12 protein-coding genes, 1 tRNA gene and 1 pseudogene are annotated in these 13,371 nt (G+C 74.6%); 8 read left to right on the top strand and 6 right to left on the bottom strand.

Going from position 1 to position 13,371, the window contains the following annotated elements:
* Positions 1-12: 12 nt before the first annotated feature.
* A complete protein-coding gene (locus ACIQVD_RS23905; protein WP_402291637.1) occupies positions 13-891 on the bottom strand; it encodes a glycosyltransferase family 2 protein in 879 nt (292 codons plus the stop codon).
* 26 nt (positions 892-917) lie between these two features.
* Between ACIQVD_RS23905 and ACIQVD_RS23900 the strand changes: the two genes are divergently transcribed.
* From ACIQVD_RS23900 to ACIQVD_RS23880, 5 genes are all read left to right on the top strand, one after another.
* A complete protein-coding gene (locus ACIQVD_RS23900) occupies positions 918-1,670 on the top strand; it encodes a hypothetical protein (RefSeq protein WP_402291636.1) in 753 nt (250 codons plus the stop codon).
* Positions 1,671-1,679: 9 nt separating this feature from the next.
* Positions 1,680-3,062: a hypothetical protein gene (locus ACIQVD_RS23895; RefSeq protein ID WP_402291635.1), complete on the top strand. Its 1,383-nt coding sequence runs from the start codon at positions 1,680-1,682 to the stop codon at positions 3,060-3,062.
* Positions 3,063-3,701: 639 nt separating this feature from the next.
* Positions 3,702-5,585: an alkyl/aryl-sulfatase gene (locus ACIQVD_RS23890; protein WP_402291634.1), complete on the top strand. Its 1,884-nt coding sequence runs from the start codon at positions 3,702-3,704 to the stop codon at positions 5,583-5,585.
* 396 nt (positions 5,586-5,981) lie between these two features.
* On the top strand, positions 5,982-6,131 hold the full coding sequence (locus ACIQVD_RS23885; RefSeq protein ID WP_402291633.1) for a hypothetical protein: 150 nt from the start codon (positions 5,982-5,984) through the stop codon (positions 6,129-6,131).
* Complete coding sequence (locus ACIQVD_RS23880; RefSeq protein ID WP_402291632.1) at positions 6,121-7,503, top strand: glycosyltransferase family 2 protein; 1,383 nt, start codon at positions 6,121-6,123, stop codon at positions 7,501-7,503. The genes ACIQVD_RS23885 and ACIQVD_RS23880 overlap by 11 nt, the downstream gene beginning before the upstream one ends.
* A gap of 227 nt (positions 7,504-7,730) precedes the next feature.
* Here ACIQVD_RS23880 and ACIQVD_RS23875 read toward each other — a convergent pair.
* From ACIQVD_RS23875 to ACIQVD_RS23865, 3 genes are all read right to left on the bottom strand, one after another.
* Positions 7,731-7,803 (bottom strand) — tRNA-Lys (locus tag ACIQVD_RS23875).
* 43 nt (positions 7,804-7,846) lie between these two features.
* Positions 7,847-8,572, bottom strand: coding sequence for a DNA polymerase beta superfamily protein (locus ACIQVD_RS23870; RefSeq protein ID WP_402291631.1), 726 nt, complete (start codon positions 8,570-8,572; stop codon positions 7,847-7,849).
* A 219-nt stretch (positions 8,573-8,791) separates the two neighbouring features.
* Positions 8,792-9,406 carry a transglutaminase family protein gene (locus ACIQVD_RS23865; RefSeq protein WP_402291630.1) on the bottom strand — a complete coding sequence of 205 codons (615 nt, stop codon included), beginning with the start codon at positions 9,404-9,406 and terminating at the stop codon, positions 8,792-8,794.
* Between the two features lie 159 nt (positions 9,407-9,565).
* Between ACIQVD_RS23865 and ACIQVD_RS23860 the strand changes: the two genes are divergently transcribed.
* The 3 genes from ACIQVD_RS23860 to ACIQVD_RS23850 all read left to right on the top strand — a co-directional run bounded on the left by ACIQVD_RS23860 (position 9,566) and on the right by ACIQVD_RS23850 (position 11,799).
* Positions 9,566-10,312, top strand: coding sequence for an SDR family oxidoreductase (locus ACIQVD_RS23860; protein ID WP_400691801.1), 747 nt, complete (start codon positions 9,566-9,568; stop codon positions 10,310-10,312).
* 194 nt (positions 10,313-10,506) lie between these two features.
* Positions 10,507-11,205: a tyrosine-protein phosphatase gene (locus ACIQVD_RS23855; protein ID WP_400691781.1), complete on the top strand. Its 699-nt coding sequence runs from the start codon at positions 10,507-10,509 to the stop codon at positions 11,203-11,205.
* A 294-nt stretch (positions 11,206-11,499) separates the two neighbouring features.
* Complete coding sequence (locus ACIQVD_RS23850) at positions 11,500-11,799, top strand: hypothetical protein (RefSeq protein ID WP_111555079.1); 300 nt, start codon at positions 11,500-11,502, stop codon at positions 11,797-11,799.
* A gap of 64 nt (positions 11,800-11,863) precedes the next feature.
* On the opposite strand, the gene ACIQVD_RS23845 is transcribed toward ACIQVD_RS23850, so the two are convergent.
* Together ACIQVD_RS23845 and ACIQVD_RS23840 are read right to left on the bottom strand one after the other, a co-directional pair.
* Positions 11,864-12,685, bottom strand: coding sequence for a TIGR02452 family protein (locus tag ACIQVD_RS23845; protein ID WP_400691775.1), 822 nt, complete (start codon positions 12,683-12,685; stop codon positions 11,864-11,866).
* Between the two features lie 133 nt (positions 12,686-12,818).
* A pseudogene (locus tag ACIQVD_RS23840) lies at positions 12,819-13,371 on the bottom strand (RNA helicase); the annotation flags it as partial.

Genomic DNA, 13,371 nt, shown 5'->3' with positions numbered 1-13,371 from the left:
TGGGCCTGGCCGTCAGAAGATCGGCGGCCGGCCCAGCTGCGCCATCCGCCGCACCGTGCTCCACCGCATCGGCCGGCGCGGCGGGCACGCCACCCGCACCCCCTCGAAGAACCCGCCCCACCACGCCTTCAGTCCGGCCAGTGGCGGGCGGCGCAGCAGGGTGTAGCCGATCCAGGAGGCGAGGTAGACCGGCACCAGGGGTGCGGGGAGGTGGCGCTTGGCCAGCCAGACCCGGTTGCGGGCGGTCATCCGGTAGTAGGCGGCGTGCCGGGCGGGGTCGGTGCGCGGGTGCTGGAGCACCAGGTCGGCGCGGTAGTCGATGCCCCAGCCGGCGTCCAGCGCGCGCCAGGCGAAGTCGGTCTCCTCGTGCGCGTAGAAGAACTCGGCGGGGAACAGCCCGACCTGGTCGATCACGGACATCCGGATGGCGTGGCCGCCGCCGAGGAACGTCGTCACCGGCCCGGACTGCATCGGGTCGGACGTGCCCAGGCGGGGGACGTGGCGGCGCTGGGTGAAGCCGGTCTCGTCCGCGATCCGGAACGAGACGATGCCCAGCTTCGGGTCCTGCTCGAAGGCCTCCCGGATCAGCCGGAAGGTGTCGGTGCGCGGCAGCAGCCCGTCGTCGTCCAGCACCACCAGCACGTCGGTGCCGCCGAGTTCGCGCAGCCGCTGCACGCCGGCGTTGCGGCCGCCCGGGATGCCCAGGTTCTCCGGCAGCTCCACCGCGTCCACCCACTGCGGCAGCGGCGGCAGTTCGACGCCCTGGCCGAGCACGACCGTGCGCACCCCGGACTCCGAGCCCTCCTGCGCCCGCACCGACTCCAGCAGCGCCACCAGCTCCGCGGGCCGGTTCCCCATCGTCAGCACCACCACGCCCAACGCGACGCCCATGTCCGACCCGACCCTTCGAGGACTCGATGAACTCTCCACCCGCACCCTCCGGCGACGACCGGCCACCACTGCACGAGTTGGCGGCCGCGGGCCGCCTGCCCGACCACCAGGTGATGGACCGGCCGACCCTCGCGTGGATCGCCGGCCAGCGGCTGGGCGGTCCGGGTGCGCGGCCCAGACTGCCACACCCCGCGACCCCGCTGGTACCGGATCCGTCCTGGTTCGCCCGGCCGGAGACCGCGACCTCCCTGCACGGCGTCCTGCACGGCGCCCGCGTCGCCGTCCTCGTCCAGTTCCTCGCCGCCGGCCACGGCCTGATCCCCGACCGGGCGCTCGCGCTCGCCGCCGCGGCGGCCTGCCACGACTGCCGCCGCCACAACGACCGCACCGACCCCGGCCACGGCCAGCGCGCCGCCCACTGGCTCACCCGCAACAGCGCGGACGTCGCTTCGGCCTTCGGTCGCACCCCCAGCCCCGAGGCGGTCACCGCCGTCGCCCTCCACGACATCCCCCACCACGCCTTCACCCCCGAGCAGCACACCGCCTACCACCGGCACCGCACGGCCGTCGACCTGCTCAAGGCCGCCGACGCCCTCGACCGCTACCGCCTGCCCGCCACCCGCTGGTGGCCCGACCTGCACCTGCTGCGCCTCCAGGTCCCCGCCTGGGCCCCGCTCCTCGCCCACGACCTGGTCGTGGGCACCGAACAGGCCCGCCTCGACGGCGCGAGCGACACCCACGCCCTCCACCTGGCGCTCCGCGCCCTGCAACCCGAGTAGGAGACACCCGTGCACCCGGACTGGGACCTCGCCCACACCCCCCTCGACGCCCCCACCGAGCAGTTGCCCGCCGGCCTCACCGCCACCCCCGACCAGTGGCAGCAGCGCCTCCAGCACACCCCGGGCGGGCACCTGCTGCGGCCCGACGGCAACGCCATGCTCACCACCCTGGCCACCGGCCGCCCGATGCACCTGCTGCACCTCACCCGCTCCCTGGACGCCATCCGCACCAGCGGCCACCTGCTTGCCTCCACCGGCTGCCTCGCCGCCGCCGTCTACGGCGCCCCGCTCACCGAACTGCCCGGCGGCGCGCTGCGCCCCCACAACCTCGGCACCCACCTCCTCGACACCCGCCCCGACCTCGACAGCCGACGCGACAGCACCCCCCTGGTCATCCAGGTCTCCCCCGACCACCCGGCCCCCGGTGCCGGCCTGGACTACCTGCGCCTGGGCCCCGTCCACCTGCGCGCCTTCGACCGCCACCGCCACGCCCTCACCCCCGCCGAGGACCACCAGGTCACCCGGTCCGTCACCGACCGGGTGCACGCCGCCGCACCCCTGCTGGACCTGATGCTCGCCACCGCCACCGGCCGCACCCGCCCCGACGCCGGCCACACCCGCTCCGACGCCGGGCCGTTCCTCGACCAGCTGGCCGCCGCCGTCCCGGTCATGCCCTACCTCGGCTACCTCTACTTCGAGACCGTCGCCGAGTACCTCATGCTCCACTCCACCAGCACCGCGACGAAGAACTTCGCCGAACTCGGCGAGATGAACAACCACCTCTACAAGCAGCTCGCCTTCACCGCCGTCAACGGCATGGGCACCCTCTTCGACGTCGGCCGCTTCCGCCCCGGCCACCAACGCCTCCTCGACCTGATCGACGGCATCGAACCGGGCCTCTCCGCGGGGGCCGCCGCCTTCGTCCGCGACCGCCTCGCCCACCGCCTCACCGCCACCGCCCTCACCCCGGCCGCCGACGCCACCGCCTTCACCTTCACCGGCGCGCACGCCGACGACCTGCGCACCGCGGCCGCCCCACTACTCGGCCAGCTCCTCTTCCGCGAAGTCCGCCTCCTGGACCGCTACCCGCAGCTCTACCACCTCTTCGAACAGGAGAAGGCCGCCGAAGCATGGGCGTACTGGAACCGCCGGCGCACCTCCCTGCCCTACAACGCGACGTGCGGCCCCAAGGGCGAGATCGGCGTCAACCCCGCCAGCCCCCACGCCCAGGTCACCGTCTGGACCGCCGAACGGTGCGCCCGCGGGCTGCTCCACCCCACCGAGCAGGTCGCCGCCGTGCCGGCACCCCGGCTCGCCCCCTGGGTCTTCTCGGCCCTGCGCGACCGCCGCGACGAGAACCGCTGGAAGGGCCGCGCCTCCGTCCTTATGTGACCGCCCGGGGGCCCGGAACCGGCCCGACCGGGAGCGGTCTCCCGGACCGCTGGCCTCACGGGCAGCGAGCTCCAGGCCCGTGCGTGGCCCCGGCTGGACGGGGCGAAGGTGCTGGCGGTGCCGGTGTTCCAATGCAGGGTCTTGGTGCCGTAAGTGGGGGTGGAGATCGAGTCACAGGACAGGGTGTCGGTGATGGTGTCGCCGCTGGTGGCGGAGGCGAGGCCGGGGCTGTAGGTGGCGCTCGGCATGCCGGCGTACGTCGCGTCGACGAGAGCGGCCGTGGGGAGGAGCGAGAGGCGGCGCAGAGGACGTCGGATCATGGCGGTGCTCTTCGTACTCCTGGGCGGGTACTCGCGAGGCCCGCGGCGCCCCGCCCCCCGGCCGCTCCACAACCGCGGTTTCACGCCATGCCCGCCCCTGTCCCGGCAGTCGCTCGCCTCGGCACGCACGGGAAGGGGCAGCCGGGCGTGCCACAGCACGACGAAACCGGAGCGCCCCGCTGCCGTTGTCTCCGGCAGCCGGCCCGCGTCGTCCGTTCAGGGGAGTGGGGATGCCGGCTCCGGACCTTGTCCGGAGGCTGGTGCACAACGTGCGGGACGGGGCTGTGCCCGCCCGGACATCCGAGCGCGAGGGAGACGCATGTCCTACCAGCCGAAGCCCGCCACGCCTCGGACCGCCGCCGCCAACCGGTCCGCCACTCAACGCTACGCGACGGAGGACCGGCGGGACTTCGCGGACGCGGACCGCGGCCTGATCGCACCGTTGCCGGACAAGCTGTATGGGCGGGACGGAAAGCCGATCTTCGATCCGGCGGCGTTCGACTACCTGGACGCCGAGGCGCCTGACACGGTGAACCCGAGCCTGTGGCGGCAGTCGCAGGTGATCCGCAAGGGCGGGCTGTACCGGGTGGTGGACGGCGTCTACCAGGTGCGCAACAACGACATCGCCAACCTGACGGTGGTGGAGGGCCCCACCGGGCTGGTGGTGATCGACGCGATGGCCTCGGTGGAAGCGGCCACCCAGGGCATGGCGATGATCCGCGAGCACGTCAGCGACAAGCCGGTGGCGGCGGTGGTCTACACCCACACCCACATCGACCACTACGGCGGCGTGAAGGGGGTGGTGACGACCGAGCAGGTGGCGTCCGGAAGGGTGCCGATCGTCGCGCCGGGCACGATCGCCTCGTTCGACAAGTACGCGCTGGGTGAGAACGTGATCGCGGGCAACGCGATGTCGCGGCGCGCTTCGTACGCCTTCGGCAGCCTGCTGGACCTCGACCCGCGCGGGCACGTCACCTGCGGCATCGGCATCACCTCGGCGCTCGGCGCGACGATCTCCTACCTGTCGCCGACCGACGGCATCACCCGCACCGGGGAGAAGCGCGAACTGGGCGGGCTGGAGTTCGAGTTCCTGTACGCGCCGGACACCGAGGCACCCGAGGAGATGCACATCTGGATCCCCGAACTGGGGGCCCTGACCTGTGCGGAGAACGCCAACCACGCACTGCACAACATCCAGATGCTGCGCGGCGCCCGCACCCGCGACGCCCGCAACTTCGCCCGCTACCTGGACGAGACCCTGGAGCGCTGGGGCGGGCAGGCGCAGGTGCACTACGGGCCGCACACCTGGCCGGTGTGGGGCAACGAGGCGGTCGTCGACCTGCTGGAGTCGCAGCGCGACACGTACAAGTTCATCCACGACCAGGCACTGCGGCTAGCCAACAAGGGCGCCACGCCGCTGGAGGCCGCCGAGGAGGTCGAGCTGCCCGAGGCGCTGGGCCGGCGCTGGCACAACCGGGGCTACCACGGCACGCTCCACCACAACGTGCGGGCGGTGTTCCACAAGGAACTGGGGATGTGGGACGGCGACCCGGTCTCGCTGCACCCGCACCCGCCGGTGGAGACCGCCCGCCGGTACGTCGAACTGATCGGCTCGGAGCGAGTGCTGGCCGAGGGCCGACGGGCGTTCGAGACGGGCGACTACCGGTGGGCGGCGCAGCTGCTGCACAGCCTGGTGTTCGCCGACCCCGAGCACCGCGAGGCCCGCGAGCTGCAGGCCGACGCGTACGAGCAGCTCGGCTACCAGGCGGAGGGTCCGCAGTGGCGCGGCATCTACCTGACCGCGGCCAAGGAGCTGCGCGCGGGCGTCCAGCCCGCCCGGTTCGCCAGCGCCAGCGCGGACACGGTGCTCGCCATGCCAGTGGACCTGCTGTTCGACTTCGCCGCCGTGCACGTGGTGGGCGAGCGGGCGGCCGACGCGGACCTGCGGATCGACTTCCGGTTCACCGACCCGGAGGAGACCTGGGCGATGCGGGTGCGCCACGGCGTCCTGAACGCCCGCAGGGGCGCTTCCCCGCAGGCGGGGCTGACGGTGTCCGGGCCGAAGGCGGCGCTGGCCGGGGTGCTGCTCGGGCAGACCGCGGCAGCGAAGGCGGTGGAGCGGGACGGGGACGGCCGGCTGCTGGAGGAGTACTGGGCGCTGCTGGACGAGTTCGACCCGAACTTCCCGATGGTCACGCCGTAGCGGCGGGCCGTCGGTCGGACGGCGCCGGCGCGAGCCGGTTACGGCTGGGGGGAGGTCGAGTTCGGCGAGCAGGGCGTGCACGAGGTCGGCGACGCCATCGAGGGCGAGGGCATGGGGGCGGCCGAGCAGGGCAGCCCCGCGGCCGACGGCAATCTCCTGCTCGGTCAGCGGAGCCGGGTCGGCGCGAGCGCTCCGGGCGGTGACGCGGTCGTCGCCGGTAGTGCCGGTGCGGCGGCAGCGCGCGCCGAGCGGAGGGAGAAGTGCTCCCGCAGAGTGCCGCGCAGGTCGGCGGCGGGCCCCTCACCCGTTTCGATCACTGACGCTGCGTCAGCGGCGGCGCTCGGTGACGATGGGGAAGCAGCGAGTTCTTCCCCTTCCCCTGTTGCGAGGCGTGCGATGTACCACAACCAGTTGGCGCAGACCGGTGCGGGCGTACTGGTGATCGGCGGTCTCACCCTGGCCGGGTGGTGGATGGCCGCGGCCGCGGCCGCGCTGATCGCGGGCGGAGTCCTGTGCGTGCGGATCGGGTTCCGCCGTGAACAGTGAGCCCGGACCGGAACGCCCCGGCCCGCTGACGGCGCGGCGGCGCCGGCCCGCGGCGCTGCTCGCCGCGGTGGTGGGGCTGCTGGCAGCCGCGGGGGTGCTGGCCGCGTACGGACTGCGGGCCTGGAGCACCGCGCTGGGCGCCGAGGGCTGGTGGACGCAGTGGCTGTGGGCACCGCTGGCGGCCGCCCTGGTGCTGCAGACCGGCCTGTACCTGGCGGAGCGGCCGGCGAAGGCCACCGCGGCGCAGCAGGCCGGGCTGGACGGGCTGGAGGTGGCCGTCCTGGTGCCGGTGTTCAACGAGGACCCCGGCTACCTGGGACCGGCGCTGGCGTCCCTGCTGGCCCAGTCCCGCCGTCCGCAGTCCGTGCACGTCGTCGACGACGGCTCCACGGTCGACTACACCGCGGTGCGGCGGCGGTGGCTGCGCGCGGCGCGGGACGCGGGGGTGCGCGCCACCTGGCAGCGGCAGGCCAACGCCGGCAAGCGCCGCGCCCAGGTCGCCGCCGCCGCGCACTGCCCCGGCGCGCAGGTCCTGGTCACCGTCGACTCCGACGCCCACCTCGACCCGCACGCCCTCCACGAACTCCTCCAGCCGCTCGCCGACCCGCGGGTGCAGGCCGTCGCCGGGGTCGTGGTGGCCCACAACAACCGGGGCGGGCTGATCAGCCGGATCACCGACCTGTGGTACGTCACCAACCAGTTGGTCGACCGCTCCGCGCTGTCCCCGCTGGGCGCGGTGATGGTCTGCTCGGGCTCCCTGGCCGCCTACCGGGCCGAGCTGCTGACCGACCACCGCGACACCTACGTCGCGGAGACGTTCGCCGGCCACCCGGTCACCTTCTCCGACGACTCGATGCTCACCTTCTACGCCTTGCGCCGGGGCCGGGTGGTGCAGCAGCCCTCGGCGATCGTCTTCTCCGTGATGCCGGAGCGCCTCGGCCACCACCTGCGCCAGTACGCCCGGTGGATGCGCGGCTCCACCATCCGCTCGCTGTGGCGGGTGCGCTACCTGCCGCTGCGCCACCCCGCCTTCCTCGCCCAGGTGCTGCGCTGGTACCAGCACCTGGCCGCCACCGCCGCAGCCGCCTTGCTGCTGATCCGCTCCCTGGACACCGGGACGCCACTGCCACCGGCCCTGCTGGCGGTGCCACTGCTGATCGTCTCCGGCCAGACCCTGCGCTACCTCACCGTCCACCGCTCCGACCAGTCCCTGCGCTCCCAGCTCGGCACCTGGGCACTGACCCCGCTCGCACTCGCCTGGTCCTGGACGGTCCTGCGTCCGGCCCGCTGGTACGCCACCGCCACCTGCCTGCGCACCGGTTGGGGCACCCGCCAACACGGCCCCGAAGTCGCCCCCGCCGCCGGCACCTGACCGGCCTCACGGGGAGTGATGTCCGGACCCGCGCGTGGGCCCGGCTGGACGGGGATGGACGTGGGCGGAAAGGGGGTCTGCGGGGGCGATTCGGGGGCGTCGTCCCCGCACTGGCCCGCAATTCGGTCATTCCGGGCGCCATCCCGAGAGGCGCGAACAGCCCCCGAACCGCTCCAGACACGAAAAAAGGCCAGGCCAGAATGTGTCTGACCTGGCCTCAGCTCGAGTGGGCCGCCAGGGGTTCGAACCCTGAACCTACGGATTAAAAGTCCGCAGCTCTGCCAATTGAGCTAGCGGCCCGCAGCAGGCGTGGACCCGGGGGACAGCGCCTGCCGGGGTGATCCTACCTGGTGCTCGGTGGGGGAGGGCCAGCGGATTGCCGGGCGGGTCGTGCGGGCGGGGGTGGGGGGAGGTGGGCGGCGCGGACGCGGTGGAGCCAGGCTTCGGCGGGGCGTTCGTCGGGGGCGGCGGGGAGCACGCCGGGGCGGTCGAAGCGGGCGGCGGCGTCGGCGAGGAGGGTGGTGGCCTCCTCGGGGCGGTCGGCGTAGCGCTCGCCGAGGGCACGGACCCGTTCGGGGTCGGGGAGCCGGATCTCCAGGTGGCCGGTCTCGTGCAGGGTCACGCCCTGGCGGACCAGCCGGACCAGGTGCCGGGCGTGCTTGGCGGCCCGGGCCCGGCCGGCCGGGTCGGTGCGGTCGCGGGCGGTGAGCTTGCGGAACTGCTGGTCGGCGTAGCCCAGGTAGGCGCCGCGGACCGCCGGGCCGGAGAGGAAGGACGTCCGCAGGCCGATCAGCTCCTCGCCGAGCGGCGTCCGCACCTCGTACAACTCCTCCGGCAGCCAGACGAGTTCGGTGGCCGTCGGGTTGCCGTTGAGGGCCAGGCGGCACCACTTGGCGGCCTCGTGCAGGGTGCGGTCGGGCCGGGTGGTGACGTGCGACTCGGCGGGCCGGTGCAGGCCGTGGAAGGCGGTGGTGGGCGCGGCGAACAGGCCGAGCCGGTCGAGGTCGGACCCGGCGTGCGCCAGGCCGTACGCGGTGGAACCGACGATGCCGGAGAGCAGGACGTTCACGGGCGGACGCCTCCCCGGCGGTCGCGGACGGAAGTGGGTACGGGCGGAAGTGGGTACGGGCGGGTGCGGCCCGGTCCGACCCCCAGTCTCGCCCGCGCCGCCCGGCCCCGGCCAACGATTTCCGCCGGGGCGATCGCGCGGGGAGACAGAACCCGGCGTACAGACCGACCGGCCGACTCGCCGCTCGGCCCGAGGGGAAGGAGGGCGCGGGACGAACCCTCAGTCCCCGTCCGGTAGTTCGAGCGGCAGGTGGCCGTAGCCGACCGACCCCGGCACGCCCCGGCGCAGGCCCTCCAGCAGGGCGGGCGGCGGGGTCGCGTGGACGGTGGTGTAGTGGTGCTCGCCGAGCGCCGGGTCGCTGGGCCAGGCGGGGCGCTCCTCGGCGGGGGTGGTGGCGAAGTGCCCGTCCGCGCCGTTCCGGTTGCCCCGGCCGTCCAGCCGGACCCACCACGAACTGCCGGGCAGCAGTACGCCGTTGAGCCCGTGCAGCACTTCCAGCTTCTGGTAGCACAGACCGGCCGGGATGCCGTTGGCGCGCAGCAGCGCGGCCAGCAGGTGCGACTTGCCGTGGCAGATCGCGTTGCCCGCGGCGAGCACGTCGGAGGCCCGGTAGGCGGCCGACCAGTGGCCGACGTCCGCCGAGTGGTCGATCCGGTCGCGGACGTACCCGAACACCGCCTCGGCCGTCCGCACCGGGTCCGCCCGCCGCAGTTCGGCGGCGAGCCGGACGATCGCGGGGTGGTCGTGGTCGACGACCCGGTCGGCGGCGAGGTACGCGGCCGGGTCCGGCCGTTCGGCCCGCAGCGGGCCGTGGGGGGAGACGGAGAGGTCCATGGCAGCGATGCTCGGCGCCCGACCGCACGGCCCGCAAAGGGGTTTCACCCGATGGGATAGCGTCGGCGGCGACACCTGTCGTGAACGAAGGACGCGGGACGCGGGACGAAGGACGGAGGCGCGGTCGGCATGGCGCAGGACGAGGTGCTGGACGAGGTGCTGGACGAGGTGCTGGTGGTCACCGGCGGCGGTCGCGGCATCGGGGCGGCCACCGCGCTGCTCGCCGCCGGACGCGGCTACCGGGTGTGCGTCAACTACCGCAGCGACCAGGGCTCGGCGGAGGCCGTGGTGGAGCGGATCCGGGCCGCGGGCGGCACCGCGCTCGCCGTCCGCGCGGACGTCTCGCACACCGCCGGGGTGACCGAGCTGTTCGACACCGTCGACCGCGAACTCGGCACCCTCACCGCGCTGGTGAACAACGCCGGCACGCTGGAGCGGCAGTGCCGGCTGGACGAGCTCGACGAGGACCGGCTGAACCGGATCTGGGCGGCCAACATCACCGGCCCGTTCCTGTGCGCGGCGGCCGCGGTGCGCCGGATGTCCACCCGGTACGGCGGCCGGGGCGGGGCGATCGTCAACGTCGGCTCGGCGGCGTCCCGGCTCGGCTCGCCGAACGAGTACGTCGACTACGCGGCGTCCAAGGGCGCGCTGGACTCGATGACCACCGGCCTGGCGCTGGAGGTCGCGGCCGAGGGCATCCGGGTCAACGCCGTCCGCCCCGGCCTGATCCACACCGGCATCCACGCCCTCGGCGGCGAACCCGGCCGGGTCGACCGGGTCGGCCCGAACCTCCCGATGGGGCGCGGCGGGCAGCCCGAGGAGATCGCCGAAGCGATCCTGTACCTGCTCTCCCCCGCCGCCTCGTACATCACCGGCGCCTTCCTGGACGCCGCCGGCGGCCGCTGACCGCCACACCACCACCCACCACCGGCCGCCCACCACCGGCCGCCGACCACCGACCACCGACCACCGGGCTCCCGCGACTCCTACCACTCCCACAACTCCCGCCACCGGACGCGCGGTTCCGGCTCCACGGCTCCCGGTACCGGTTCGGTGAACGCCCCGGCCCGGCGTCCGCCCCTGCCCCTACGGTGGAACGCATGACCGAGACCGAGATCGCCGCCGCGCCCTTCCTCGACATCCCCGACGTCCCCAACCTCCGCGACGCCGGGTCCGGCGTCTACCGCCCCGGGCTGCTCTACCGCTCGGCCACCCTCCACCACCTCACCGACGAGGGCCTGCGGCGCCTCACCGAACTCGGCATCCGCACCGTCCTGGACCTGCGCAGCGCCGCCGAGGTCGCCCTGTACCCGGACCGGCTGCCCGACGGCGCCACCTACCTCCACCTGCCGATGCTGCCCGACCCGGCCACCACCGACCGGGCGTGGCCCGAGGACCAGTCCGCGCTCTACCCGTTCATGGCCGAGACCGGCGGCATCGCCGTCGCCGCCGCCGTCCGCGCGCTGGCCACCGGCGCCCCGCTGCTGGTCCACTGCGCCGTCGGCAAGGACCGCACCGGCCTGACCGTCGCCGTCCTGCAGACCCTGGCCGGCCTCCCGCTCGACGCCGTCACCACCGACTTCCTCCGCTCCAACGCCGGCCTCGGCCTCGACCTCGGCCCCGTCCCCTACCTCGACGCCGCCGGGGTCGAACGACTCTCCCGCCCCGTCGAAGCCGCCCACCTGCACGCCGCCCTCACCCACGCCACCACCCGCCACGGCTCCCTCGCCGCCTACCTCCGCGACCACGGCGCCACCGACGCCGACCTCGCCACTCTCCGCACCCTGGGACCGTCCTGACGGCCCACCGCACGCCCGCGCACCGCACGCCCGCGCACCACGCGCCCGCGCACCACGCGCCGCCACCCGGCTGCTCCGGCCGCCGTTCCCCGGGCGGGGGGCTGCTCGTTAGGAGCGTTACCGTGGGCGGTGCGCCCACCCGCACGTCCACCCGCACGTCCACCGGTGCGTCCACCGGCGCGCCCGGCCCGCCCCGCCCGTCGTCGGACGGGCGTGGTGGCACGAAGTCCCGAAGTCCCGAAGTCCCGAAGACGTGAAGTCCCGAAGTCCCGAAGTCGTGAAGGAGCCCGTCCCATGGCACGTTTCCCCGCCACCGCCGCCGTCGCCGCCACCGGGCTGGTCGGCGGGTACGCGACCGCCCGGTTCAGTGGGCGCCGGGAGTGGGGCGGTGCCGTGCTGGCGGCGGCCGGGGCGACGGCCGCGGTCCGCTGGGGGCGGCGTTCGGGGGTGCCGGCCGCGGCGGGGCTGACCACGCTGTACCTGGCCGCGTTCGGCGGCTCGCACCCGCTGGCGAAGAAGATCGGCGCCTGGCCGGCCGTCCTGACGGTGACGGGCGTGGTGGCCGCGGCCTCCGCGCTGGCCACCGGCGACTGAGGTCCGGCGGCACCGACCGACGACAGCACCACCCGACGACAGCACCGCCCACCGGCGGCATCCCTCAGCGGCCGAAGCGTTCCTCGAACGCCGTCCGGTTCGCGGAGGGGACGCTGCGGTCCCAGACCGCGAACACCACCCGGTCGAAGGCCGCGCCCCACTCGTCCAGGGCCCGCCCGAAGGCGTCCGCCACCTCCGCCGGGTCGTTGCGGAACACCCCGCAGCCCCAGGCGCCCAGCACCAGTTCGCGGACGCCGTGCCGGGCGGCGGCGGCCAGCACCCGTCCGGCCCGTTCGGCCAGCAGCGGGCCGAGGCCGAGCGGACGGCCGGGCGAACGCAGCGCCAGCTGGCCCGCGTTGGGCGCGGGCGAGGTGAGGAAGCCGACCCGGTGGGTGCGCTCCAGCAGTTCGCCGCGGTCGTCCCGGATCACCGGCACGCCCGGCGACCAGATCACCCGGTGGCTGTAGCGCAGGTCGGTGGAGGCCCGGTGCGCCTCGTAGTAGTCGGGGGCCTCCAGCAGGCAGCGGTACAGCAGCGAGGAGCGGCAGACGTCCTCCTCCTGGGCCTTCGCCCCGCGCAGGTAGCCGCCGCCGGGGTTGCGCGCGGACGCGAAGTTCAGCACCGCGACGCTCCGCCCGCCGTCCGCGACCAGCCGCCGGGCCGCCTGCATGCTGCCCTCGCCGGTCACCTCGACCACCGCGCCGGGAACGCGGACGGGCCCCGGGCCGGGCCCGAACTCCGCGTCCGCCGGGTACGACACCGTCCCGGCCCGGGCCTCGGCCAGCTCCGCGGCGATCCGCACCACCGCGCCGGCCGGGCTCCGGTACTCGCCCCGGTCCGCGATCTCCTCGTTCTGCGTGGCCACCGCCCGCTGCCTGCTGCTCACACCGGGCACGCTAATCCCCAACTCCCGTCCCCACCAGCGATTTTCGCTCCTGCCCGGCCACACCCCCCCGGGAACGCGGACGGGCCCGCCCCACCGAAGTGGAACGGGCCCGGATCAGCCGGCCTGCGGCGCGTCAGTTCTTCCAGCGCGGCTTGCGGTCGCCGCCACCGTTGAAGCCGCCGCGGTCGTCACGGTTGAAGCCGCCGCGCTCGCCGCGGTCCCGGTCGCCGAACGGACGGCCACCGCGGTCGTCGCGGTTGAAGCCGCCACCCTGCGGACGGCCACCGGTGCGGTGGTCGTCACGCCGCACGAACGGACGGCTGCCGCCACCGGCCTGGCCACGGTCCCGGTCACCGAACGGACGCGCCGGACGGTCGCCGAACGAACGGCCGCCACGGTCGTCACGGTTGAAGCCACCGCGCTCACGGTCACCGAAGGAACGGCCGCCACGGTCACCGCGGTCGTCACGGTTGAACCCGCCACGCTCACGGTCACCGAACGAACGGCCGCCACGGTCATCGCGGTTGAAGCCACCGCGCTCACGGTCACCGAACGAACGGCCGCCACGGTCGTCACGGTTGAACCCGCCGCGCTCACGGTCACCGAAGGAACGGCCGCCACGGTCACCGCGGTCGTCACGGTTGAACCCGCCACGCTCACGGTCACCGAACGAACGGCCGCCACGG

This window comes from Kitasatospora sp. NPDC090308, assembly GCF_044769485.1.
GTDB lineage: Bacteria > Actinomycetota > Actinomycetes > Streptomycetales > Streptomycetaceae > Kitasatospora > Kitasatospora fiedleri.
Note: the sequence above shows the minus strand (reverse complement) of the source record. Positions and strands in the feature narration are given on the sequence as shown.

Coding starts and splice junctions, on each gene's coding strand:
- ACIQVD_RS23855 (WP_400691781.1), top strand. CDS start 10,507: ATGACCGAGACCGAGATCGCCGCCGCGCCCTTCCTCGACATCCCCGAC.
- ACIQVD_RS23900 (WP_402291636.1), top strand. CDS start 918: ATGAACTCTCCACCCGCACCCTCCGGCGACGACCGGCCACCACTGCAC.
- ACIQVD_RS23865 (WP_402291630.1), bottom strand. CDS start 9,406: ATGGACCTCTCCGTCTCCCCCCACGGCCCGCTGCGGGCCGAACGGCCG.
- ACIQVD_RS23890 (WP_402291634.1), top strand. CDS start 3,702: ATGTCCTACCAGCCGAAGCCCGCCACGCCTCGGACCGCCGCCGCCAAC.
- ACIQVD_RS23905 (WP_402291637.1), bottom strand. CDS start 891: ATGGGCGTCGCGTTGGGCGTGGTGGTGCTGACGATGGGGAACCGGCCC.
- ACIQVD_RS23850 (WP_111555079.1), top strand. CDS start 11,500: ATGGCACGTTTCCCCGCCACCGCCGCCGTCGCCGCCACCGGGCTGGTC.
- ACIQVD_RS23885 (WP_402291633.1), top strand. CDS start 5,982: ATGTACCACAACCAGTTGGCGCAGACCGGTGCGGGCGTACTGGTGATC.